Genomic DNA, 25407 nt, shown 5'->3' with positions numbered 1-25407 from the left:
TTATTTGTTATAAAGTTTAAGGGTGCAAATTATTGAAAATTATCGAAACAATAGACTTTTTGGGCATTGCGAGATGAATTATCTTCCCTGAAATACTAAAGAAGTTACTGTTTAGTGAATTATTTTTTTAAAATAGATATAAATTTACTTTTTTTTGCTTTAGTTTCAATAAAAATTTTATTTTTGCCGTTCACTAAATTAATTTGAAATGGCTACTTATAATAAAAGAGGATATAAAACACCAAAAGAAAAAGAAGTTAAAGATGTTGTTACAGAAGAACAACAAGTAATCATTGACGAAAAGGATAGTACAACGGCTGGTGTGTTCTCAAAATTAGATGAAACCGCTTCAAAAACTGAGGATTGGGTTGCTAAAAATCAAAAAATCATTATTGGTTTAGTTGCTGGTATTGCAGTTGCTACAATTGGATATTTGGCTTACCAAAAATTTATTGAAGCTCCTAAACAAAATGAAGCTGCAAGCGAAATGTTTGTTGCGCAACAAAATTTTGAAAAAGCAACAAATGGTGTAGCAAGCGATTCATTATACAAATTGGCTTTGAATGGTTCTGAAGGTAAATTCGGATTCGTTAAAATTGCTGACGAATATTCAGGAACTGATGCAGGAAACTTAGCAAACTATTATGCTGGTATCGCATCTTTGAACATTGGTAAATATGATGACGCTATTAAGTACTTAGGTAACTTTAAATCAAAAGAAGCTATCGTTGGTGCTTTGGCAATTGGTGCTATTGGAGATGCTTATTCTCAAAAGAACCAACAAAAAGAAGCTTTAGACTATTATGTAAAAGCTGCTGAATCTAATAAAAATGATTTCACAACACCACGTTTCTTATTAAAAGCAGGTAAAACAGCTTTGGCTTTAGGTCAGAAAGAAGACGCTATCAAATACTTAACTGATATTAAAGAAAACTACGATGCAGCTCCAGAAGCAGCTTCTGTTGATGTATTGATTGGATTAGCACAATAAAATTATTGTAGAGCTTAGATTTTAGATTTTAGATTCGTATTTTAGCAATCTGAAATCAAATCCCAAAACATAGGGATTAAAATCTAAAATATACAGATGGCTACTGAAAATAAAAATTTATCCGAATACGATAAAAACACGATCCCAAATGCGAAAGACTTTCGATTTGGGATTGTTGTTTCTGAGTGGAACGAAACCATAACAGAAGGACTTTATAATGGCGCTTTTAGTGCCTTAGTTGATTGTGATGTACCACAACAGCAAATTATTCGTTGGAATGTTCCGGGAAGTTTTGAGCTGATTTATGGTGCGAAGAAAATGTTGCAAACGCAAAACGTAGATGCGGTTATTGTAATTGGATGTGTAATTCAAGGCGAAACCAAACATTTTGATTTTGTGTGCGAAGGAGTAACGCAAGGAATTAAAGATTTGAATGTTCAGACTGATATTCCGGTTATTTTTTGTGTTTTAACAGACAACAACATGCAGCAATCTATTGACAGAAGTGGAGGAATTCACGGAAACAAAGGAACCGAAGCAGCAATTGCAGCAATAAAAATGGCTTATATTCGTCAGCAAGCTTCAATGTCACATCCGTTTCATCAACCATTATTGTCTTCGGGTGCGCTTCAAATAGAAGATAAACCAAGAAAAATTGAAAACGAATAAAACACAATTGTTTTAAAAATACTAAAACCTATACTGTGTAAAAAGAGTATAGGTTTTTTGTTTTTTTTATGATAGCTGTTATTCTAAAACCCAACAGAAATTCATTAAATTTGTACACCTTGGTTTTTAAAAACCATAAATGAATTAATAATATTATCCTGAGATTTTTACAGACCATGTTTGTTCAAGTTAGGGAACAACCTTTAACCCAAATTTTTTAATGTCGAGTATTATTCAATTACTTCCTGATCACGTTGCTAATCAAATTGCTGCCGGAGAAGTGGTTCAAAGACCAGCTTCTGTAGTAAAAGAGTTGTTAGAAAATGCTGTGGATGCAAAAGCAACTGATATTAAATTGATCATTAAAGACGCTGGAAAATCGTTGGTTCAGGTGATCGATAATGGTATGGGAATGAATGTTACCGATGCTCGTTTGTGTTTTGAGCGTCACGCAACTTCAAAAATACGTCAGGCAGAAGATTTATTCTCACTTCATACCAAAGGTTTCCGTGGAGAAGCGCTGGCTTCTATTGCCGCAATTGCGCACATGGAAATGAAAACCAAACAAGATCAGGACGAATTAGGGACTCATATTATAATTGAAGGAAGTAAATTTGTTTCGCAGGAAGTAGCCGTTTTACCAAAAGGAACTTCATTTGCGGTTAAAAACTTATTTTTTAATATTCCGGCACGTCGTAATTTCTTAAAATCAGACACTGTTGAATTCCGTCATGTTATGGATGAATTTCAGCGTGTAGCTTTGGCACATCCAAATATTCATTTTACATTTTACCATAACGGAAGCGAGATGTATAATTTGCCGGCGGCAGGTTATCGTCAGCGAATTGTGGGGATCATGTCTGGTAAAACTAATGAAAAATTAGTTCCTGTTAATGAAGATACCGAAATTATAAATGTTCAGGGATTTGTTTGTAAACCAGAGTTTGCCAAGAAAAGCAGAGGCGAGCAGTTCTTTTTTGTAAACGATCGTTTTATTAAAAGCGGTTATTTGCATCATGCAGTAATGGCGGCTTACGACGGACTTTTGAAAGACGGTTCGCAGCCAAGTTATTTCTTGTATCTGCAAGTTCCGCCAAATACTATCGATATCAATATTCATCCCACCAAAACTGAAATTAAGTTTGATGATGAACAGGCATTATATGCAATTTTAAGAGCCTCTATAAAACATAGTTTAGGACAATTTAATGTTGCTCCGGTATTGGATTTTGACCGCGATGCAAATTTAGATACACCATATCATTATAAAGATTTAGAAGCGGAAACACCAACGATTCAGGTCGATGGAACTTTTAATCCGTTTACGGATGATAAAACCAATCAGCATTATTCGAAATCAAGTTCGGGATCTGGTTCAGGATCAAGTTCAGGTTATAGCTCCGGATCAAATTCATATTCAGGAGGATATTCTAAAAGAGTTGAACCTACCGCAAGCTGGGAAAGTTTGTACGTAGGTCTGAATACAGAAAGTATTGAAAGTTCGCCTTTTACATTCGAAAACGAAGAAGTTACTTCGTCATTATTTAATGATGATGAGGTAGAGCAAGCGAGTCAGGGAACGTATCAAATTCATAAAAAATACATAGTTTCGCCAATAAAATCAGGAATGGTTATTGTTGATCAGCAGCGTGCACATCAACGAATTTTGTATGAACAATTTTTGTTGAATATGACCGTTAATCAAGCGTCAAGTCAGCAGTTATTGTTTCCGTTGAATTTATTTTATTCGTCAGGCGAAATGGAATTAATCGAGGAATTGAAACCTTCATTAGAAACAACAGGTTTTGTTTTTGAAGAAGCCCAAACAGATCATATTGTAATTTCCGGAATTCCGGTAAATATTACAGAAAGTGAAGTTTCTCTTGTAATAGAACAATTGTTGAGTGATTTGCAAGACGGAATTCCAGCCAATAGTTACAGTCAGAATGATACGATTGCAAAATCTATGGCCAAAAGTTTAGCGGTTAAAACCGGATCTTATTTAACCGAAAAAGAACAGGATAATCTGGTAAATGGATTATTTGCCTGTAAAGATCCAAATATTTCACCTTTTCAAAAACCTACATTCATCACGATGCGTGTTGAAGATATAGATAAAAAGTTTGCCTTATGATGAAAATGACACCCGTAGTAAAACAATTATTGATAATTAATATCATATTTTTTATTGGCTGCAATTTAGTTCCTGCTGCAGAGGCATATTTTGCTCTTTTCTTTCCCGAAAATCCAGGATTTAGATTTTGGCAACCTATCACACACATGTTTATGCATGGAAGCGTGATGCATATTGCTTTTAATATGTTTGCTTTATATTCTTTTGGTTCGACATTGGAACATTTTTGGGGCGGTAAGAAATTCTTGTTTTTTTATATCTCTTGCGGATTAGGAGCGGCTTTGATAAATTATGCTGTAAACTATTATTTTTATCAAGATGCATTAAATACATTATTAGCTAATGGCTACAATAAAGTTCAAGTTTTGCAATTATTAGATGAAGGAAAAATAGATACGAGATGGCAACAAATATTGTCTGTTTCTGAATTTAAACATTTTACTGAGGCTTATTTCGGGACTGTTGTTGGAGCTTCTGGAGCTATTTACGGATTGCTTGTTGCTTTTACTTTTATGTTTCCTAATGCGGAACTTGGAATTATGTTTATTCCAATTCCAATTAAAGCGAAATATTTTGTACCGGTTTATATGCTTTTATATGATGGTTTCTTTGGGATTTTAGGAAATTCATTCTTAGGCGTAGCAGATGGAGTGGCTCATTACGCACATATTGGCGGTGCACTCTTTGGATTTTTAATTATGTGGTATTGGAAAAAAAATCAGTTTAATCAAAATCGTTGGAATTAATTTTTAACTTTAATATAAAAAAATAAAAACTAAAGAAAAGCTTTTATGAATATTCTGGACGATTTAAAACTACAATATAAATTAGGTGGAATTGCAATGCGTGTCATTTATTGGAACATTGCCTGTTTTCTGGTTTCATTAGTCTTTTTCTATCAATATTCTATTGGTCAATTTGCTTTTCCGAGCTGGTTGGCATTGTCGTCAGATCCTGAAGTTTTCATGTTTAGACCCTGGACATTTTTAACGTATGCATTCTTTCATGACGGATTTTTGCATTTGTTATTTAATATGATGGTTTTAAACTTTGCCAGTAATTTATTTCTAACCTTTTTTACTCAAAAGCAATATCTGGGATTATACATTTTAAGTGCTATTTTTTCTGGAGTTGTCTTTGCGTTAAGTTTTTACTTTTTAAATTTTGCAGCTTCTATTGTTGGTGCATCTGCTGCTATTATGGCAATTTTGGTCGCAACCACAACATATCAACCCTTAATGAATGTGCGTTTGTTGCTTATCGGAAACGTTAAATTATGGCATATTACGGCTGTAATTTTGGTTTTGGACCTAATGCAGTTTCGTTTAGATAATACCGGCGGGCATATCTCGCATTTGGCCGGAGCAATTTTTGGATTTATTTACATTAAGCTGCTTCAAAACGGAACAGATTTGAGTATCATTATTTCTAAAACTCTTGATTTCTTTACCAATCTATTTAGAAAATCCCCATCGACCCCATTCACAAAAGTTCATAAAAATTACAAAAAACCTACAGAAAAAGTGACGTCCCGAATTGTTACGAAAGACAAAACGCAACAGCAAATCGACGAAATTTTAGACAAGATTAGCCAGTCCGGTTATGATTGTCTGACAAAAGAAGAAAAAGAGTTTTTATTTAAAGCTGGAAAATAATCCTTTTAGCAAACAAATATGAAAAACCTTTCGTGGTTTAATAAAATAATGTTCTTTTTGAATATAGTTCTGACTGTATTAACATTTAGCATCTATATTTTACCGTTTTTAGCACCTAAAAGTTTTCCGCTTTTATCGGTGCTGACGCTGTTTATGCCAGCTTTTTTTGTGCTTAATGGATTGTTCTTTGTTTATTGGGCAATTCAGTTTAAAAAGCGCCTTATTCTGTCGGGTTTGGTATTATTGACCGGAATTACATTTATCAGTAAATTTTATAAATTCTCGACGAAAGAATATGTAGCCGATGAAAGGGATTTTTCTGTAATGAGTTATAATGTGCGTCTTTTTAATGTTTTTAAATGGTTGGATCGTGATGATATTCCGTCAAATATTAAAACTTTTATAGATGAGAAAGATCCAGATATTCTATGTATTCAGGAATATTCAAATTCTGCGCATTTAGATTTAAAAGTGTATCCGCATCGTTATATTTTTATTGAAGGAAATAAGATTAAAACCGGCCAGGCTATTTTTTCAAAATTCCCTATCATAAATGAAGGTAATATTATTTTTCCTAAGTCAGATAATAATGTCATTTATGCCGATATAAAACGAGGTAAAGATGTGATTCGAGTCTATAATATGCACTTGCAATCTATTAAGATTTCGCCGGATGTAGCCGATATTTCAAATAATATAGACAACGTAAATCAGGAAAAATCGCAGCTTATTTATACCAGAATCAGTAAAGGATTCAGGCAACAGCAAGAACAGGCGGAGATGTTCAAAGAAAATATCAAGCAATGTGAAAACCCGATTATCATTTGTGGAGATATGAATAATAGTCCGTTTTCATACGTATATCGTAGTATAAAAGGAAAACTAAAAGATGCTTTTGAAGAAGCGGGAGAAGGTTTTGGAGCTACCTATAAATTCAAATATTATCCCGCCCGAATTGATTATATTTTTACAGACAGTAAAATGAAAGTCAAACAATTCGAAAGCTTCCCGGATTTTGAAAACTCAGATCACTATCCAATTATGACGAGACTATCTATTGAATAGTTTTTACTGCAAAGATTTTTTTACCGCAAAGTTCGCCAAGTTTTTTATGTAAGCTTATCATAAAAAGACAAAGTTCGCAAAGCTATGTATTGATCTAGCTTTGCGAACTTTGTGTTTTCTACGCGCAATGTAAAATTAAATCTTTGCGAACTTTGCGGTAAAAAAATCTCTGCGGTAAAAATTATACGGTAGTTTACAAGTTTAGCTTTCTATATTGTAAAGGGGAGGTTTGTTTTAACTCCTTAAATTTTCTGTTGAAATTTGAGATGTTGTTAAAGCCACATAATTCGGCAATTTCTAAAACAGAAAGTTCACTGTTGTTTGCCAGTAGCTTAGACGCATGCTCAATTCTCACTTCTATTAAAAACTGAAAAAAGGACTTGTTCGTCCGGACTTTAAAATACCGGCAAAAGGCATTTTTAGTCATATTGGCAATCGAAGCAATTTCATCTAAATTTATATTCTTGCTAAAGTTTGTCATTACATGTTCAAATACCGTTTGCATACGTTTTCCTTCATTATCAGTTATTTTTTTATCGTATAAATGATTAGACAAAAGTTCTTTGTCGTTGTTTGACAGCCATTTTAGGATTTCAAGAAATAGAATAAAACGCTGGTAATTATCTACTTTTTTTAGTTTCTTGAAAGACTTGGTGATTTTTTTAGGAGCATTATGGATTATAAAGCCATTTTTGCTGCTTTCTAAAAAAGGATGAATGTTTTTGAATGTATTTAGAGTGAAAAAATCTCTTCCAAATGAGTTTGTGGTAAAAAATAAGGTAAGCATAATAGATGGTTCATTTTCGCGTACTTCACTTCTAAAAACATGAGGTAAATTGCTGCCAATCACCAATATGTCGCCTTCATTGTAATGCGAAATAGTGTCACCTGCAAAAATTGCGCCTTCGCCTTTTTCGATAAAACTAATTTGAATTTCTTCATGCTGATGAAGTTTGTCATAGAAAACAACTTCTCTATCTTCTTGATATATAAGGGGATCTTCTCCTGATTTAGGGATTTTAAACGGAAAAACTTTCATGGTTGGGTTAGTTAGTTACTTCAAATATATTTTATTTTGTAAAAAAAATAGCAATATATTAGTTGGTTTTTTACTTAAATGGGATATATACGGTAATATAGTATTATTTTAAGGTAATTTTTAAGTCTCCTGCTTTGTTCAATATAAATAATTTTGGCTTAATTAAAATCAATATTATGAGTATTCAATGGAAAGGCGTTATGCCAGCGGTAACTACAAAATTTACTGCAGATGATAAATTAGACTTCAGAATGTTTGAAGTTAACTTAAAAGCACAATTAGACGCAGGAGTAGAAGGAATAATTCTTGGTGGAACTTTAGGAGAAGCAAGTACGCTTTTAGAAGAAGAAAAAAGAGAATTAGTAAAAGGTACTGTTAGCATGGTTAACAATCAAGTACCAGTAATCATGAATATTGCCGAACAAACTACACGCGGAGCAATTTTGGCTGCTAATAAAGCAGAACAAGATGGAGCAAAAGGATTGATGATGTTGCCTCCAATGCGTTATAAAGCTTCTGATTTTGAAACAGTAACGTTTTTCTCTGAAGTGGCTAGAAATACGACACTTCCAATAATGGTTTATAATAATCCAGTCGATTATAAAATTGAAGTTACATTGGATATGTTCGAGGAAATCTTGAAATTCGATAATATTCAGGCTGTAAAAGAATCAACAAGAGATATCTCTAATGTAACAAGAATGATCAACCGTTTTGGAGATCGTTTAAAAATATTATCAGGAGTTGATACTTTGGCTTTAGAAAGTTTATTAATGGGATCTCACGGATGGGTTTCTGGTTTAGTAGATGCTTTCCCAAGAGAAACTGTGGCGATTTACAAATTGGCTAAAGCTGGCCGAATTGACGAAGCGCTAAAAATATACAGATGGTTTTTACCTTTATTAGAATTAGATATTAATTCTTTTTTAGTTCAAAATATCAAGCTTGCTGAAGTAGCAACAGGAATTGGAACAGAAAATGTTCGTGCACCAAGATTGCCGCTTCGTGGAGCTGAGAGAGAACACGTTTTAGGAATTATTGCCAGATCATTAGAATCAAGACCAGAATTACCGGATTATAAAAATTTATAATCATAGGCTAATACAATTGGTTTTACAAGTTTCTTCTTTTAAGAATTGTAAAGTATTTATTCAAAAAACAAAAAGAGATATGATTACAGGAAAAAATTACGTGGGAAATACACTTAAAGCTGCCGGAGAAAAAACATTTAAAACATTTAATCCGCAGTTAGATAAGGAAAATCCTTGGGTTTTTACAGAAGCAACTCAAGAAGAAATAGAAGAAGCTGTTACGTTGGCCAATCAGGCTTTTGGGACTTATAAGAATTGTTCCGGTCTTGAAAAAGCCGTTTTTTTAAATGCTATTGCAGACGAAGTTTTAGCTTTAGGAGATAATTTGTTAATGCAGTATTGCAGTGAATCCGGTTTTCCAATGGGTCGGGCAGAGGGGGAACGAGGCAGGATGGTCGGACAATTACGTTCGTTTGCTCAAATGCTTGCCGAAGGGAGCTGGGTTCAGGCTGCAATTGACACTGCAATAACAGACAGGGTTCCTGCTCCAAAAGAAGATTTGCGCAAAATGATGGTGCCATTAGGTCCCGTTGTAGTATTTGGATCTAGTAATTTTCCGTTTGCATTTTCAACGGCTGGTGGTGATACCGCTTCAGCTTTAGCGGCGGGTTGTCCTGTAATTGTAAAAAGTCACTCGATGCATGTTGGTACTGGCGAAATGGTCGCTTCGGCAATTCTTAAAGCTGCAGAAAAAACAAATATGCCAAATGGAGTTTTCTCTAATCTTGTTGGAGGCGGAACAACTCTTGGCGCTAGTTTGGTAAAACATCCTTTGGTAAAAGCAGTTGGTTTTACAGGAAGTATTCGTGCCGGAAGAGCTTTGTTTGATCTTGCTGCACAGCGTCCGGAACCAATTCCGGTTTTTGCCGAAATGGGAAGTGTGAATCCGGTAGTTTTTCTGCCAAAAGCATTAGAAGTAAACAGTCAAAAATGGGCAACGGCTTATGCAGGATCGATTACACTTGGTGCAGGTCAGTTTTGTACCAATCCGGGATTATTGTTTGGAATTAAGGGAGCTGAATTAAATGAGTTTTCAGAAGAATTAGCAAAAGCCATTGAAAAAATTGAACCATTCTGTATGTTGCATCCATCAATGAAAAATAGCTTTGAAGAAGGTGCAGCAACAATGGTTGCTCAAAACGGAGTGTCGAAAATTGCTGAATATAAAGGCGAGGCTGCCCCTAATTATGGGGTTCAGAAGGTTTTGACAGTAGATGGTAAAACATTCTTAGAGAATAAAACATTAAGTCACGAGGTTTTTGGACCTGTTTCAATACTGGTACAATGTGATAATGAAGAACAGTTACTGAAAATTGTCAGCCAATTAGACGGGCAATTGACAGGAACAATTATCGGAGAGCCAGACGAATTGAAAGAATACAATAAATTGATCGCGGCAATGCAAAACCGAGTAGGGCGTTTGATTTTTAATGGCGTTCCTACAGGAGTTGAAGTTTGTCCGGCAATGATTCACGGAGGGCCTTATCCAGCTTCTTCTGATTCTAGATTTACAGCAGTTGGAATTCATTCTGTATACCGTTGGGTACGACCATTTAGTTATCAAAACTGGCCAAATGAGTTATTACCGACAGAATTGCAAAACGAAAATCCATTGCAAATCTTAAGAACGCTAAATAATATTCAAACAAAATCTCAGGTATAATAATGGCAAAGAAAATTTTTTTTTGTGTAGATGCGCACACTTGCGGAAATCCTGTGAGAGTTGTGGCTGGCGGAGGACCAAATTTGGTTGGCGCTAATATGAGCGAAAAACGTCAGCATTTTTTAAAAGAATTTGATTGGATTCGTAAAGGATTGATGTTTGAGCCTCGCGGTCATGATATGATGAGCGGGAGTATTTTATATCCGCCAAGTAATCCTGATAACGATTTTGGAATTTTGTTTATCGAAACTTCCGGTTGTCTGCCAATGTGCGGCCACGGAACAATTGGTACCATTACAATTGCCATTGAAGAAGGTTTAATTACGCCAAAAATACCGGGAAAAATAAAAATGGAAGCCCCTGCAGGTTTGGTGAATATCGAATACCAACAAACCGCAGGAAAAGTAGACTGGGTACGTTTGACCAATGTAAAATCATATTTGGCAGCTGAGGGTTTAACGATTGATTGTCCTGAACTGGGCGAGATAACTTTTGATGTTGCTTACGGCGGGAACTATTATGCAATTGTAGATCCACAGAAAAATTTCTCAGGAATTCAGGATTTTACGGCCAGCAAAATTATTCAGTTTAGTCAGGAAGTCCGCAAACGAATCAACGAGAAATATCCGGATTATTTTATCCATCCACAAAATGATACCATCCGCGATGTGAGCCACATGTTATGGACGGGCAAACCTCTTGATCCAAGTTCGTCCGGAAGAAATGCCGTTTTTTATGGAGATAAAGCTATAGATCGTTCGCCTTGCGGAACCGGAACTTCGGCAAGAATTGCTCAGTTACATGCCAAAGGAAAACTTAAAAAGGGTGAAGATTTTATTCACGAAAGTTATATAGGTAGTAAATTTATTGGTAGAGTTGAAGAAGAAACTTCTATTGGTGAAATTGCTGCAATTGTACCAAGCATTCAGGGCTGGGCAAAAGTATATGGTTACAATACAATTATGATCGATGAATCAGATGATCCGTATGCGCATGGTTTTCAGGTGATTTAAAAACTAATAAAAAATTTGATTCATTGAAGGAAGCTACAATAGCAATATCATTAAGTTAAGGGAAAATTGAGAGAATTTTAGATTTTTGATTAATGATTTTAGATTTAAGATGTTTGAATAAGCATAAAATCAACAATCAACAATCGTCAATCTTCATTCTAAAATCTCTTAACTTAATGACATCGGCTGCATTACTTCCTTCAATGAATTTTTTAATTCTGTATAAATGAAAAAAGTAAGTATAATTGGAGGAGGAATAATTGGTCTGTGTTCAGCCTATTATCTTGCTAAAGAAGGTTTTGAGGTAACCATTTTTGATCAATCTGCGATGGATGACGGTTGTTCTTATGGAAACGCAGGAATGATAGTTCCGTCGCATATAATTCCGTTGGCGCAACCCGGTATGATTGCGCAAGGCATGAAATGGATGTTTAATAGTCAAAGTCCATTTTATGTAAAACCAAGATTAGATGCTGATTTAATCAAATGGGGATTACAATTCTACAAACATGCAAATGCAAAACATGTAGAAAAAGCAATGCCTGCATTACGAGATTTATCTTTATTGAGTAAAGAGTTATATCAGGATTTTGCTAAAAAGAATAATTCTTTTTTCTATGAAGAAAAAGGACTTTTAATGTTGTACAAAACCGAAAAAGTAGGACACGAAATGTTTCTTGAAGGAAGAGAAGCAGAAAAAATGGGGTTGAAAGTTGATTATCTTTCGGCGGAAGCCGTTGCAAAATTAGAAAAGGGAACAAAAACTGATGTTCAGGGAGGCGTTCATTATACAGGAGATGCGCATTTATATCCTCAAAAATTTATGCAATTTATAAAGCAGGAATTAGAACAATTGAAGGTCGAAATACATCCGGCAACAATGGTGCAGGATTTTGTTTTTGATAAAAATAAAATCACCAAAATTGTAACCAGCAAAGGCACATTTGCAACAGACGAAGTAGTTTTGGCAGCAGGTTCATGGAGTCCTTTATTGGCGAAAAAAACAGGGATTTCGATTTCAATTCTTCCAGGAAAAGGCTACAGTTTTACTTTAAAAGATAAAAGCCATAAGCCATCAATTCCTTCTATTTTATGTGAAGGAAAAGTCGCGGTAACGCCAATGAATAATGACATCCGTTTTGGAGGTACAATGGAAATCACACACACCGGAGATGCTAAAATCAATAAAAACAGACTACAGGGAATTGTAAACAGTATAAACGAGTTTTACCCTGAAATGAAAATAGGAATGCCTGAAGAGCAAGAAACCTGGTTTGGATTCAGACCTTGCACACCTTCTGGAATGCCAATTATTTCGCGAGCAGAAAAAGTTGTAAATTTGACTTTCGCAACCGGACACGCCATGATGGGTTTAAGTCTTGCGCCGGCAACAGGAAAAGTAATTACCGAGATTATTTCTGGTAAAACAACTTCTGTTGATACAAAAATGTTTCAATTATAAAAGATGAGATACGATTCAATTCCAGTTTCTTTGTTTGAGAATAACCGAAAAAGGTTTATCGAAAAGATGCAAAATAATAGTTTGGCAATTTTAACATCAAATGATGTAATGCCCAATAACGCAGATGATGTAATGGGTTTTGCGCAAAATAATGATTTGTTTTATTTGTCGGGAATTGAGCAGGACGAAACTATTTTAGTACTTTATCCTTATGCTTTTAAAGAAGAAAACCGAGCAATTTTATTTGTAAAAGAAGTTAGTGAGCACACTTTAATCTGGGAAGGAGATTTCCTGACGAAAGAAAAAGTTTCGGTTATTTCGGGAATTAAAAATGTGAAATGGATTCATGAATTCGAAAAGACAATTCAGCTTTTTGCTTTTGAAGCAGATGTAATTTATTTAGGGCATAACGAGCATATTAAAAGGGTAACTTCAGAAATGAATACACGTCAGGATCGAATGATTCAGTGGTGTAAACAAAAATACCCTTTGCATCAATACGAGCGTGTTGCTAAAATTACCAGAGAATTGCGACCAGTAAAATCTGATGAAGAAATCGATTTGATTCGGAAAGCAATCTCCATAAGTGTCAAAGGATTTAAAGGACTTTTAAAAGCTGTGAAACCAGATGTAAAAGAATACGAATTAGAAGCTGAACTAGCTTATCAATATATTAAAAATGGAGGAAATCGTCATGCATTCAAGCCTATTATAGCTTCTGGTAAAAATGCCTGTGCACTTCATTATAATACCAATGATTCTGTTTGTAAAGATGGCGAAATGATTTTGGTAGATTTTGGCGTTTGTTATGCTAATTATAATTCAGATACTACACGCTGTCTTCCGGTAAATGGAAAATTTTCACCACGTCAGAAAGAAGTTTACGAGTCTGTTTTATATTGTTTAAAAGAAGGTTCAAAATTCTTGAAACCCGGAGTTTTGTCAAAAGATTATGAATTGCAAATGGCAAGTCTGATCGAAGCAGAATTGGTTAAACTGAAGTTGATTACTAAAGAAGAAATCGCGGCTCAGGATCCACAAAATCCGGCTTATAAAAAATATTTCATGCACGGAACGGCACATTTTTTAGGACTTGATGTTCATGATGTCGGGCTATATTCTAAACCGTTCGAAAAAGGAATGGTCCTAACTTGCGAGCCCGGAATTTATATTAGGGAAGAAGGAATTGGCTGCCGACTAGAAAATGATTATTTATTGACAGAAAACGGAAACATCAATTTATCTGAGGAACTGCCAATTGAAATTATAGAAATAGAATCACTAATTAACATCAAATAAACATGATTAAAAAACACTTTTTACTACTACTTTTTGTTTGCTCAGGTATTTTTGCTCAGACTGGCATTGATATCAATGAGCTAAAATGGCTTCCCAATTCGCATTCTTTCTGGGTAAGTTCTGATCAGAATGTTTTGGTTTACGATGTAGATAAGTTAAATCAAAGTACGACTGTTTTAACAGGTGAACAATTAAAAAATGCAGGTTTCAATAGCGAAGTTGAAGATTTGGTTTGGAATCAAAACAAGACAAAAGTATTAGTTTACACGAACTCAAAAACTGTTTGGAGAGCAAAAACTAAAGGAGATTATTGGTTTTTTGATTTGACAACCGGAAAAGGAAGAAAGTTGGGAGTAAATTTAGAAGAATCATCTTTGATGTTTGCTAAATTCTCAAATGACAACGAGAATGTTGCTTATGTTTCTAAGCATAATATTTATCTGGAAAATCTGGCTTCGGGGAAAATAACTCCTTTAACAACCGATGGAACGGATAAGGTAATCAACGGAACTTTTGACTGGGTTTACGAAGAAGAACTTGCGGCACGCGATGGATTTCGTTGGAGTCCTGACGGAAAAAGTATTGCTTTTTGGCGCGTTGATGCTTCAGAAACAAAATTCCATTTAATGATTAATAACACAGATGCGCTATATCCATTTGTGGTTCCGGTAGAATATCCTAAAGCGGGAGAAAAACCTTCTTCAGTAAAAATTGGTGTTATTGATATCACTTCTTTAAAAACTAATTGGCTTGATATTCCGGGTGAACCTGATAATAATTATTTGGTTCGTATGGAATGGGTTGCTAAAGATGCTGTAATGGTGATTCAGTTAAACAGACTCCAAAATCAGGCTTCAATCTATAATTGCAATGCACAAACGGGTAAAGCAAATTTAATCTATCAGGAAAAATCACCGGAGTGGATTGATGTTTTTGATATTTCTTCGGGAGTTTATGATGGTTTTCCGTGTCAGTTTGTAGATAATGGAAAATCTTTTTTATGGAGTTCTGATGCTGATGGCTGGATGCATGTTTATAAAATTAGTGCTGACGGAAAGAAAAAAACATTAGTTACAACCGGAAATTATGATGCTTATTATAAAGCTTATAATGACAAAACAAAATCGATCTACTATATCTCAAGCCCTAAAGATGCGACGCAAAGATATTTGTATGAAACGAATTTGAACTCAGGGAAAACAAAAAGAATTACTCCTGAAGAATTTGAAGGAACAAACGAATATCAATTTTCTACTGATGGATCATATGCAAAACATACGAATTCTAATATCAATCGCGATTATAATATTCGCTTGGTTTCGTTATCAGATCATAAAAAAATATTGCCAAAGGAGGCAGATGTTTTTGCAAAGCCAAATCGTAATTTTTCACTTGAAAAGTTTAAAGTAACAACTGCTGATGGTGTCGAAATGGATGGAATTATGGCAAAACCATTAAATTTTGATCCATTAAAAAAATACCCATTATTCTTTTATGTTTATGGTGAACCAATGGCTTCGGTAGCAAATGATACGCCTTATTTTAATGAATTTATAGATTTGCTAATTCCAAAAGGATACATCGGAATTGCGATGGACAACAGGGGAACTCCAGTATTAAAAGGAACAAAATGGAGAAAATCTATTTATAAAAATATCGGAATTATAAATACTCGCGATCAGGCAATGGCGGCGAAAGAAGTTTTGAAATGGAATTTTATTGATGCTGATAGAGTTGCTGTTCATGGATGGAGTGGCGGTGGAGCAGTAACATTGAATTTGATGTTTCAATATCCTGATATATATAAAACAGGTGTAGCAATTTCGGCAGTTACAGATCAGCATTTTTATGATAATATTTATACTGAGCGTTATATGGGATTACCAAGTGAGAACGAAGCAACTTATGTTCAGGCTTCGCCGGTTACGTATGCAAAGAATCTGAAAGGTAATTTGCTTTACATTCACGGAACGGGAGATGATAATGTACACTACAAAAATGCAGAGGTTTTGATTAATGAATTGATCAAATATGACAGAATGTTTAATTTAATGATTTATCCAAATCGTTCACATTCTATATATGAAGGTGAAGGAACTACAAGACATTTGGTAGACACTTTTATGAAATTTATATATGAAAAATGTCCTCCGGGAACAAAATAAGATTTACTAATTAGGTTAAAAAAGGAGAACTTCTGTAAAAAGAGGTTCTCCTTTTTTTGTTTTGGAATAGATGAAAAATTCAGAAAATTTAAATGAAGAATTAAGTTAGATTTTTAAAGGTAAGATAATACATATGTAAATAATAAATGTGTAATTAAAGGGTAATATAATAGGTTTTTGTGGTAATATATTGTCATAAAAATTATGGAAAAAGCAAAATATTTGCCAATACTAATTATAAAACCTATTTATGAAATTTAAGTTTTTTCAAAGAAAAACGGTGGTACTTTTTTTTGTACTGCTAGCACAATTTGCGCTCGCACAAGAGCGGGTTGTATCGGGAATTGTTTCAGATAATGCAGGAATCCCTTTGCCGGGTGCGAGTGTATTGATTAAGGGAACAAAAACAGGAACTCAAACAGATTTTGACGGAAAATATTCTATTAAAGCAAGTTCAAATTCTGTACTGGTCTTTAATTATATTGGAATGAAAACTCAGGAAATAACAGCTTCAAATGCTGTTGTGAATGTAGTTTTAGCCGGAGGTTCAGAACAGCTTCAGGAAATCGTGGTTACCGCTTTGGGCGTTAAGAGAGAAAAGAAATCTCTTGGATATGCCACTCAGGAAATAAAAGGCGAAGATCTGACAAAGGTAAATACAGGAAACGTTGCGAACTCAATTTCGGGTAAAATTGCCGGAGTACAAATTAGACGTAACAATAATATTGGAGGTTCTACCAATGTTATTATTCGTGGTACAACTTCGCTAACAGGAAACAATCAGGCATTATGGATCGTAGACGGAATTCCGTTAAATAATGATAACACGAACAGTGCTGACCAAAAAAGCGGTGGTAATACTGGTGGATACGATTACGGAAATGCTGCTTCAGACATTAATCCGGATGATATCGAAACAATGAACGTTTTGAAAGGTTCTGCGGCTTCGGCATTATATGGTTCAAGAGCTTCAAACGGAGTTATTTTGGTTACCCTAAAAAAAGGAAGTAAATCTAAAGGTGGTCTGGGAGTGACTTTTAGTTCTGGGATTACTGTTGGTGTAGTTGATAAAAAGACATTGCCGGAATATCAAAATCAATATGGCGGGGGTTATGGAGATTTTTATGGTACAGTAAATTTAGGCAGTGGTGAACATCCTTATGCTGCAACCGATGATGCTTCCTGGGGACCAAAGTTTGATCCTAATTTATTAGTTTACAATTGGAAATCATTTTATCCTCAGTTGCCAGGTTACGGAAAAGCAACTCCTTGGACAGCAGTACAGGAAAACCCAAATAGTTTTTATCAAAAGAGTGTAACATATGTTAATAATGTTGCATTTGCCGGATCTAATGAAAATGGTGACTTCAGATTTGGATATACAAATTACAATCAGGATCAGGGAATTTTACCGAATAGTGATAATCGCAAGGATAATTTTAATTTCTCAGCAAGTTATAACTTAAAGCCTAAGACTAAAATATCAGCTTCTGCCAATTATTTAAAAGCGAATGCGAAAGGAATGAATGAAACAGGTTATGGTGATGGTGGAAACAATTATTTGAGTAGTATTAGACAATGGTATTCAACAAGTGTAGATTTTAAAGATTTAAGAGATGCTTATAATCTAACAGGTGGAAACACAACATGGAACGTGACCGGACCGAATGATTTAACAGTTCAGTTTCATGACAATCCTTATTTCCAGAGATATAATAATTACAATACTATGGATCGTGATCGTTTCTTTGGAAACGTTAATTTGACTACACAAGTAAACGACTGGTTTGATATTACCGGTAAAGGTGCTGTAGATTATTACCATCAATTACAAGAAGAGCGTATTGCTGTAGGGTCAAAAAGAACGCCAAACGGACAAGGACAATATTCTAGGTACGATAAAGATTTTAGAGAGGTCAATTTTGATTTAATCCTGAGTTTTAAGACTGGTATTACTGAAGGTATAAAGTTCAATGGAATGATTGGTGGAAATACAAGACGTTCTATTAGTACTTCGATTTATGCCAGAACTAACGGAGGTTTAGTCGTGCCGGGAATGTATGCTTTAAGTAATTCGGTTGATAAAATAAATAATCCTACAGAGTATCAGACAACTTTGGGAACAAATAGTGTTTATGCTAATGCAAGTTTTAATTTTTTAGACACTTATTTCTTAGAGGGAACATATCGTGTAGATCAGTCTTCGACATTGCCAAAGGAAAATAATACTTATACATACCCGTCTATTACAGGAACTTATATTTTTAGTAATCACCTTAAAACAGATTGGTTGTCTTTTGGAAAAGTACGCCTGAATTATGCAGAAACAGGAAATGATGCCCCTTTTGGAAAGACTGTAGCGACTTATTCTAAGAATGATAATTTTGGTCCTGGCGGAATTCGTTTTTCTACAGAAAACGAAAAAAGTAACGCTAATTTAAAAAGTGAGCTGACTAAAGGTTTTGAAGCAGGTTTTGAATTTAAATTGTTTAAAAACAGAGTAGGTTTTGATTTTTCATACTATAAAACAAACACAACAAATCAAATTCTTTCTATTGAAACTCCATCGCAAACAGGGTATACAAGAGCTTGGATAAATGCAGGAGATGTTCAAAATAAAGGATATGAAGTGACGTTGAATGTAATTCCGGTTAAAACTGCAAATTTCTCTTGGGAAGCAAAAATAAACTGGTCTACTAACAAAAATGAAGTGATCTCATTAGGAGGAGCAGACAGGATTTCATTAGGATCTTTTCAGGGTATAGGATATGTTGCTGAGGTTGGAAAACCGGTTGGACAATTTATAGGTTCAGGATTTACCTATTTAAACGGACAAAAAGTAATTCGTGCAAACGGAAGATACCAGCAAACTGCAGGAGCAATTATTGGTGATGTGAATCCGGACTGGATTGGTGGTATTAATAACGTTTTGACTTATAAAAATTTCACATTTAACTTTTTAATTGATGTGAAAAAAGGTGGAGATGTGTATTCATTAGATCAACGTTTTGGACACACAACAGGAATCTATGAAAGCACGGTAACGAATAATCATTTAGGACATCCACAAAGAGATCCCCTTGCAGATGGCGGAGGAATTTTGTTACCGGGTGTAAAAGCTGACGGAACTCCCAATGATAAGATTGTAAGTGTAGAAGGAGCAGACGGTTATTCTTTTTATAACTCAATGCCGGAGCAACAATATGTTTACGATGCATCTTATGTAAAGTTACGTGAGGTAGGATTGAGCTATAGATTACCTTCTAAATTTCTTGCAAAGACTTTTATAAGTAATATAATTTTTGCCTTCAATGGATCTAACTTATGGATCATAAGTAAAAATTTACCCTATGCAGATCCGGAAGCAGGAATGTCTTCAGGAAATCTTCAAGGTTTTCAAACCGGAGTTTTGCCTACATCAAAGGAGTATAACTTTAATATGAAAGTTCAATTCTAAAAATAAACAAGATGAAAATAATAAAAACAATATTTTTTGCAGGAGCCATTTTACTTTCGATTGCTTCATGTGATAGTGTCGATGAATTAAATCTGGACAAAAAAGCATATACAACTGCTTTACCCAGTGCTTTAATGACAAGCGCACAGGTTAATTATGCTTATTTCCTAACTAATGCTTCTGTAAATGATAATAATTTTAGAGGGTACGCACAATATTGGACAAGTACTACCTATACAGATGAGGTAAATTACAATCAGGAAAGAAGAAACTTAGGAAATTCTCATTCTATTTTATTGTACAGAGATGTTTTGCAGGATTTGATAAACGCTCAAAAACAAATTAAGAACATAGAGGCGTTAGGTCCGGTTGATATAGCAATTAAGAAAAACAAAATTTCGATACTTGAAGTTCAGATTGTTATGGTGTATCAAACGCTTGTCGATTTGTTTGGAAATGTTCCTTATACTGAAGCGTTGAATATTGCAGCATATCCGCTTCCTAAATATGACGATGCAAAAACTGTTTATTTAGATTTAGCAACAAGATTAGATGCTGCAATAGCTGATATGGATAGTAGTAACGGAAGTTTTGCTAATGGAGATTTAATCTATCAGGGTAGAGTGGCCAGCTGGAAAATATTAGCCAATAGTGTGAAGCTGAAATTAGGTTTGCATCTTGCCGATGTGGATGCGGTAAAAGCTAAGAGCATGATTGAAAGTGCCTATAATTCCGGAGTAATGACAAATGAGAGCCAAACTGCATTGTTTCAGTATTTCTCGTCAATTATCGATATGAATCCTCTATATGATACTTTGGTAAACGAAAAACAGACTGTACCAACAGAGTTTTTTGTCAATGAATTGAATGCAAAAAATGATCCAAGACGCGATGTTTTCTTCAATCCGGAATCTAAAAAAGAGGGTAATTATAAAGGAGCGCCTTATGCAAAACAAGTGACTTATGGAGATTTCTCTAATGTAGGGCCAAGATTAAAACTGAAAACAAATCCAGGAGTTATTTTTGACTATACAGAAACTTGTTTTTTACTTGCAGATGCTGCTAATAGAGGATTTTCTGTAGGTGGAACTGCAGAGGAATATTATAAAAAAGGAATTTTGGCAAGTATGAATTTCTGGGGAGTAGCAAATGCCGACGCACAAACATATGTTGGCAGAGCCGATGTTGCTTTTGCAACTGCTACTGGAACACCTAAAGAAAAGATTGCGTACCAGCTTTGGATCGCCTACTACAATAGAGGATTTGAAGCATGGACAGAATACAGAAGATTAGATTTTCCTGTTTTACAAGCGCCTTCGACTGCAGTTGAAGCAGCAGATGGAAAAGTACCGGTTCGTAATATTTATTCGCTTTTTGATAAAACGCTGAATAAAAATAATTATGAAGCAGCAGCTACCGCAATTGGTGGAGATTTAATGACAACAAAAATATTTTGGGACAGATTTTAATTTGAGTTAGTTTTCTGTTTTTGACCGGGGATCTTTAGATAGATTCCTGGTTTTTTTTGTTTTTATTTTAACCGTAAAGTTCACGCAAAGTTCGCAAAGTTTATAATAAATAGCTTTGCGAACTTTGCGTTTTGTTGCATTGTGTTCTCTGCGGTTAAATGGTAATAATTTATACGCGTGATTGGTGTATATGTAATAAATTGATTGTTTTAGTTTTAAATACTTATAATTATTAGTTTATTTTTTTATAGTGTGTTTTTTTAAAGTTAAAAAGGTGTTAATTATGTATTGTTTTTAATTAACATAGTATCAGTAAAATAGTACGTATGTTGGTAATTTTGGTGGCAACAATTTAACCTAAACATATTATGAAAATAAAATTACTAATGTTATTGCTGGTTTTTTCGGTAGGAAAGATTAGCGCGCAAGGACTTCCTTGCCGGACGACGGAAGAAAACGCAAAAATGTATCGGGCGAACCCAAATTCGCTTAAAGAGAAAAAAGATTTCGATACTTTTTCTAAGAGTTTTGCCCTTCTACGCAAAAGTAAAACTGCAAAAACAGCAGCTGTTACTTATACGATTCCTGTAGTTTTTCACATTTACGGAGATGTGCAAAGCGGTAAAACAATTACATATGAAAAAATTGTTAATCATTTGGCACAATTAAATGATGACTTCAATGGAAGAAATGCAGATTACCAAACCGTTGAACCCTTTTTTCAGGCAAGAAGAGGAACAATCAACATCGAATTTAAACTCGCCAAAAAAGACCCAAATGGCGGTTGCACAACCGGTGTCGTTTTTCATAGTGCAAAAAACGGTTATGGAAATGGCGGTGGTTATGACGACCAGATTGCTGCAGATGCCTGGGATAATAAAAAATATATGAATGTTTATATTCAGAATGATTTGTATAACGACGGAGCTTTAAACAATTCCGGAGTTGCCTGGTATCCTGATTCCGGAATGACAGCAAGCAATACAGCACGTGTTGTTTTTAACGGAGCTTATCTTTACGACAACTCATATAGTAAAGAATTTTCGGCAACGTTAACGCATGAGTTTGGTCACTTTCTAAATTTAATTCACACTTTTGAAGGAGGCTGCACCGGAACCGATGAAGTTGCTGATACTCCTGCGGAAGACGGTTTGCATACTTTGGCTTGTACACCCGGAACCAATTGTAGCGGAGACAAAGTAAACTTCGAAAACTACATGGGGTATAATGGTGCGCAAGGTTGTTATAAAATGTATACCCAAGGACAAATCGACAGAATGTTGGCAGCATTGCAGCATCCTGCGAGAATAACACTTTGGCAACCACAAAATTTAATAGACACGGGAGTTAACTCAATAGAAAGTAATTTGGTTGCAAGTGTGACTACATTAAAAGAAACTGTTGTAAACGATGGAGCATTCAATACGCCATCAGTAGTAACACTTAGTGCGGGCAAAACATTTGCTTTAAGCTCAGGAACAATGACTACCGGAACACATTATACTCACACTTTTCCAGCGGGTCTTACACCAGTAGTTACTGTAAATTCAAACGGACAAGTAACGGTAACTCTTACAGGAAAAGCTGTTAATCATGCCGCAGCACAAAATACAACAGCCAGAATTACCTTTTTACCAGCTGCATTTACCGGAGGGACAACAGGGCTATCTTGTACATCTTTATTTTTTAATTTGAAATTTACAGATCCGTACGGGATATTTTTTGTTGATATGCCGAATATAAATATCTCTTCAAGTCAAACTTGGAAAGCTTTTGATATCGCAAAAGGAGACGATACTTCATATGGAGGTTGGCGTTATGTTGCCAATGCATTAAAAATTGAAACTTATGGTAAAAAGTTAGTTTGCGAAACCGGTACCAGAAACATTACTTTATTAGGACAAAATGTAGCAGTTGGACCAACAAGTAATATGACAGCTCCGGGCGCATATCCGAATCAATTAGATTTAAGAGCACCAAGTTATACAGCTTGGGATGGAAAATCAGGATATGTAGGTTTTGAATATTTAATTGACGGACAAACTTGTTACGGATGGTTCAAAGTTGATGTTGCGGCAGGCGGAGATGCTTTTACCATTTCTGAATATGCGTATAACACACAACCAAATGCACCAATCTACACCGGAATGTCTAATAAAACTGCCGTAACATTATCAGATAGCGTTTTATATGAAGCAGAAGCAAATGATGGTGGTGTAACAGCAACCAGTACAATTACATTATCTACTAATAATGCAACATTTACAAAAAGTACCGGAACATTTACTGCAGGAACAGATTATACGGTAACCGGAGTTCCTTCTGGATTAACGGCGGTATTAACGCTTCAGGCAAATAATAAAGTTGCGGTATCTTTTACAGGAAAAGCAACTGCACATCTTCCTGCAAATGACGCTTCTGTGGTTATTACCTTTAAAGATGCTGCCATTACCGGCGGAATCTCTACTCTTGATAATGCTGCAAAAACAATCAATTTGAAATTTGATTCACCTTACGGAGTTTTCTATGTTAATAATTCTGATTATGTTGCTTCGGCGGCACAAACATGGCAATATTTTAATTTAGGACTTGGGGATAATACAGAGTATGGAGCGTGGCAATTTGCAGCTGCAGCTTTAAAAATCGAAACGTATGGTAAAAGATTAGTTTGCCAAACCGGAACAAGAAATATTACTTTGATCAATCAAGGAACATCTATTGGTGCATCAAGTAGTTTTGTAGCTCCGGGAGCTGCATATCCTGATCAGTTAGATTTGAGAACAGCGACTTATACTGCTTGGGACAATCAAACCGGATATGTTGGTTTTGAATATATGAGCAGAGGGCGTACTTGCTACGGTTGGATGCATGTTAAAGTAGAAGCGGGTGGAGTTGGTTATACTGTTTTGGATTATGCTTATAATACAAAACCAAATGAATCAATTTTAGCAGGAACACAAACTCAGGTCACTGTTTTGGCTCCAACAAGTTTAACGGCAGTTCCAGACAATACTAGCTTGCAAGTGCAATTGACTTGGATAAATAATGCTACAAATGCTACAAACGTTGTAGTTGAAAGAGCAGGAACTGATAATGTTTTTGCCGAAATTGTAACATTGCCAAGTGCGACGTTAACGTACACTAATACTGGTTTAACAGCTGGAAATACATACAAATACAGAGTTCGTGCAAAGGCAAATACAATTTATTCTTCGTACTCTAATGAAGTTTCGGCAACAATTACAGCTAATTCAGCTTATTGTACGACCCAATCAGATAATAAATATGAATACATTAATTCTGTAACTATCGGAAGTTTTAATAATGCTTCAGGAAAAGATGCAGGTGGTTATGCTGATTATACTGCTAAAGTGGTAACCGTAGCGCCAAACGCACTTACAAACGTAAGTCTGGCGCCAGGTTTCTCAGGTGATGCGTATTTGGAATTTTGGGGAATCTGGATTGATTACAATAAGAACAATGTTTTTGAAGCTTCGGAAAAAGTGATCGACGGAATTTCTTCAAACGGAACTGCTACCGGAAGTTTTACTGCGGTTGCGTTTACAGGAACTACAAGAATGCGTATCGTAATGAAATACTACTCAAATCCATCTGCTTGTGGTAATATTACCGATGGTGAAGTGGAAGATTATACGGTAGTTTCAGGAACGGTGACGAATCCAAATCCGATAACATTGGCAACACCTATTACGGGGAATTCTGGAGTTTATTCATCGGGATTCTATAGTTCATGGGGAACAGTTTCTAATGCTACGAGTTACGAAGTGCAATTAAATAATGCAACTACAGGCTGGACAACATTTGGAACTTCAACAACTTATTATTTATGGATTCCGAAACAAGGAACGCAAACCGTTTACCAATTTAGAGTGAGAGCAAAAAATGCGACAGAATTTAGCGATTGGAGCAATCCTTTGACGATAGATTTACAAAACGGAAGCGCAGGACCGGATCAAATCGATTTTACAAAATCGTTTTCAATGTATCCCAATCCAGCTTCAGATGTAGTTAATTTTACTTTCAAAAATCTAAATTCTCAAAGTATAAAAATATCGATTTATGATAGTACGGGAGATTTGATAGATGTTTTACAAAACAATGTAACTTCTTATCCTGTTAATCATCTTAGAAAAGGAATTTACATAGTAGTGGCTACAGACGGAAGCTTCACGGAGAATAAAAAATTGTTAATTAAGTAATTGTAATTTGGTTAT

At 35.0% G+C, this 25407-nt stretch carries 16 protein-coding genes; 15 read left to right on the top strand and 1 reads right to left on the bottom strand.

Going from position 1 to position 25407, the window contains the following annotated elements:
* The first annotated feature begins 208 nt into the window (after window positions 1-208).
* The 6 genes from CHB81_RS20180 to CHB81_RS20155 all read left to right on the top strand — a co-directional run bounded on the left by CHB81_RS20180 (window position 209) and on the right by CHB81_RS20155 (window position 6514).
* Window positions 209-991: a tetratricopeptide repeat protein gene (locus CHB81_RS20180; protein WP_089353645.1), complete on the top strand. Its 783-nt coding sequence runs from the start codon at window positions 209-211 to the stop codon at window positions 989-991.
* A gap of 96 nt (window positions 992-1087) precedes the next feature.
* The gene (gene ribH / locus CHB81_RS20175; protein WP_089353644.1) at window positions 1088-1660 is read left to right on the top strand and encodes a 6,7-dimethyl-8-ribityllumazine synthase; all 573 of its coding nucleotides are present in this window, start codon (window positions 1088-1090) and stop codon (window positions 1658-1660) included.
* A 220-nt stretch (window positions 1661-1880) separates the two neighbouring features.
* Window positions 1881-3794, top strand: coding sequence for a DNA mismatch repair endonuclease MutL (gene mutL, locus CHB81_RS20170; protein ID WP_089353643.1), 1914 nt, complete (start codon window positions 1881-1883; stop codon window positions 3792-3794).
* Complete coding sequence (locus CHB81_RS20165; RefSeq protein WP_089353642.1) at window positions 3791-4540, top strand: rhomboid family intramembrane serine protease; 750 nt, start codon at window positions 3791-3793, stop codon at window positions 4538-4540. Before mutL ends, CHB81_RS20165 begins: the two co-directional genes overlap by 4 nt.
* Before the next feature lie 45 nt (window positions 4541-4585).
* On the top strand, window positions 4586-5449 hold the full coding sequence (locus CHB81_RS20160; RefSeq protein WP_089353641.1) for a rhomboid family intramembrane serine protease: 864 nt from the start codon (window positions 4586-4588) through the stop codon (window positions 5447-5449).
* 18 nt (window positions 5450-5467) lie between these two features.
* Entirely contained in the window at window positions 5468-6514 is a 1047-nt protein-coding gene (locus tag CHB81_RS20155) for an endonuclease/exonuclease/phosphatase family protein (protein WP_165902249.1), read from the top strand.
* A 193-nt stretch (window positions 6515-6707) separates the two neighbouring features.
* Here the strand turns inward: CHB81_RS20155 and CHB81_RS20150 are convergent, their stop codons facing one another.
* Entirely contained in the window at window positions 6708-7553 is an 846-nt protein-coding gene (locus CHB81_RS20150) for an AraC family transcriptional regulator (RefSeq protein ID WP_089353640.1), read from the bottom strand.
* 176 nt (window positions 7554-7729) lie between these two features.
* Between CHB81_RS20150 and CHB81_RS20145 the strand changes: the two genes are divergently transcribed.
* The 9 genes from CHB81_RS20145 (at window position 7730) to CHB81_RS20105 (ending at window position 25392) form a co-directional block, all read left to right on the top strand.
* Complete coding sequence (locus tag CHB81_RS20145) at window positions 7730-8644, top strand: dihydrodipicolinate synthase family protein (protein WP_089353639.1); 915 nt, start codon at window positions 7730-7732, stop codon at window positions 8642-8644.
* 79 nt (window positions 8645-8723) lie between these two features.
* On the top strand, window positions 8724-10307 hold the full coding sequence (locus CHB81_RS20140; RefSeq protein ID WP_089353695.1) for an aldehyde dehydrogenase (NADP(+)): 1584 nt from the start codon (window positions 8724-8726) through the stop codon (window positions 10305-10307).
* A gap of 2 nt (window positions 10308-10309) precedes the next feature.
* Window positions 10310-11320, top strand: a complete 1011-nt coding sequence (locus tag CHB81_RS20135) for a 4-hydroxyproline epimerase (RefSeq protein ID WP_089353638.1) — start codon at window positions 10310-10312, stop codon at window positions 11318-11320.
* A 226-nt stretch (window positions 11321-11546) separates the two neighbouring features.
* The gene (locus CHB81_RS20130) at window positions 11547-12782 is read left to right on the top strand and encodes an FAD-binding oxidoreductase (RefSeq protein ID WP_089353637.1); all 1236 of its coding nucleotides are present in this window, start codon (window positions 11547-11549) and stop codon (window positions 12780-12782) included.
* 3 nt (window positions 12783-12785) lie between these two features.
* Window positions 12786-14081, top strand: coding sequence for an aminopeptidase P family protein (locus tag CHB81_RS20125; protein WP_089353636.1), 1296 nt, complete (start codon window positions 12786-12788; stop codon window positions 14079-14081).
* Between the two features lie 2 nt (window positions 14082-14083).
* A complete protein-coding gene (locus tag CHB81_RS20120) occupies window positions 14084-16246 on the top strand; it encodes a DPP IV N-terminal domain-containing protein (protein WP_089353635.1) in 2163 nt (720 codons plus the stop codon).
* A gap of 250 nt (window positions 16247-16496) precedes the next feature.
* Window positions 16497-19703, top strand: a complete 3207-nt coding sequence (locus CHB81_RS20115) for a SusC/RagA family TonB-linked outer membrane protein (protein WP_089353634.1) — start codon at window positions 16497-16499, stop codon at window positions 19701-19703.
* A gap of 11 nt (window positions 19704-19714) precedes the next feature.
* Window positions 19715-21172, top strand: a complete 1458-nt coding sequence (locus tag CHB81_RS20110) for a SusD/RagB family nutrient-binding outer membrane lipoprotein (protein WP_089353633.1) — start codon at window positions 19715-19717, stop codon at window positions 21170-21172.
* A 368-nt stretch (window positions 21173-21540) separates the two neighbouring features.
* Window positions 21541-25392 (top strand): M43 family zinc metalloprotease, encoded by a 3852-nt coding sequence (locus CHB81_RS20105; protein ID WP_089353632.1) that lies wholly within the window; start codon window positions 21541-21543, stop codon window positions 25390-25392.
* Window positions 25393-25407: the final 15 nt, after the last annotated feature.

This window comes from Flavobacterium sp. ov086, assembly GCF_900187965.1.
In the GTDB taxonomy this organism is placed as follows: Bacteria; Bacteroidota; Bacteroidia; order Flavobacteriales; family Flavobacteriaceae; genus Flavobacterium.
This window is presented reverse-complemented; position numbering and strand designations above follow the sequence as displayed.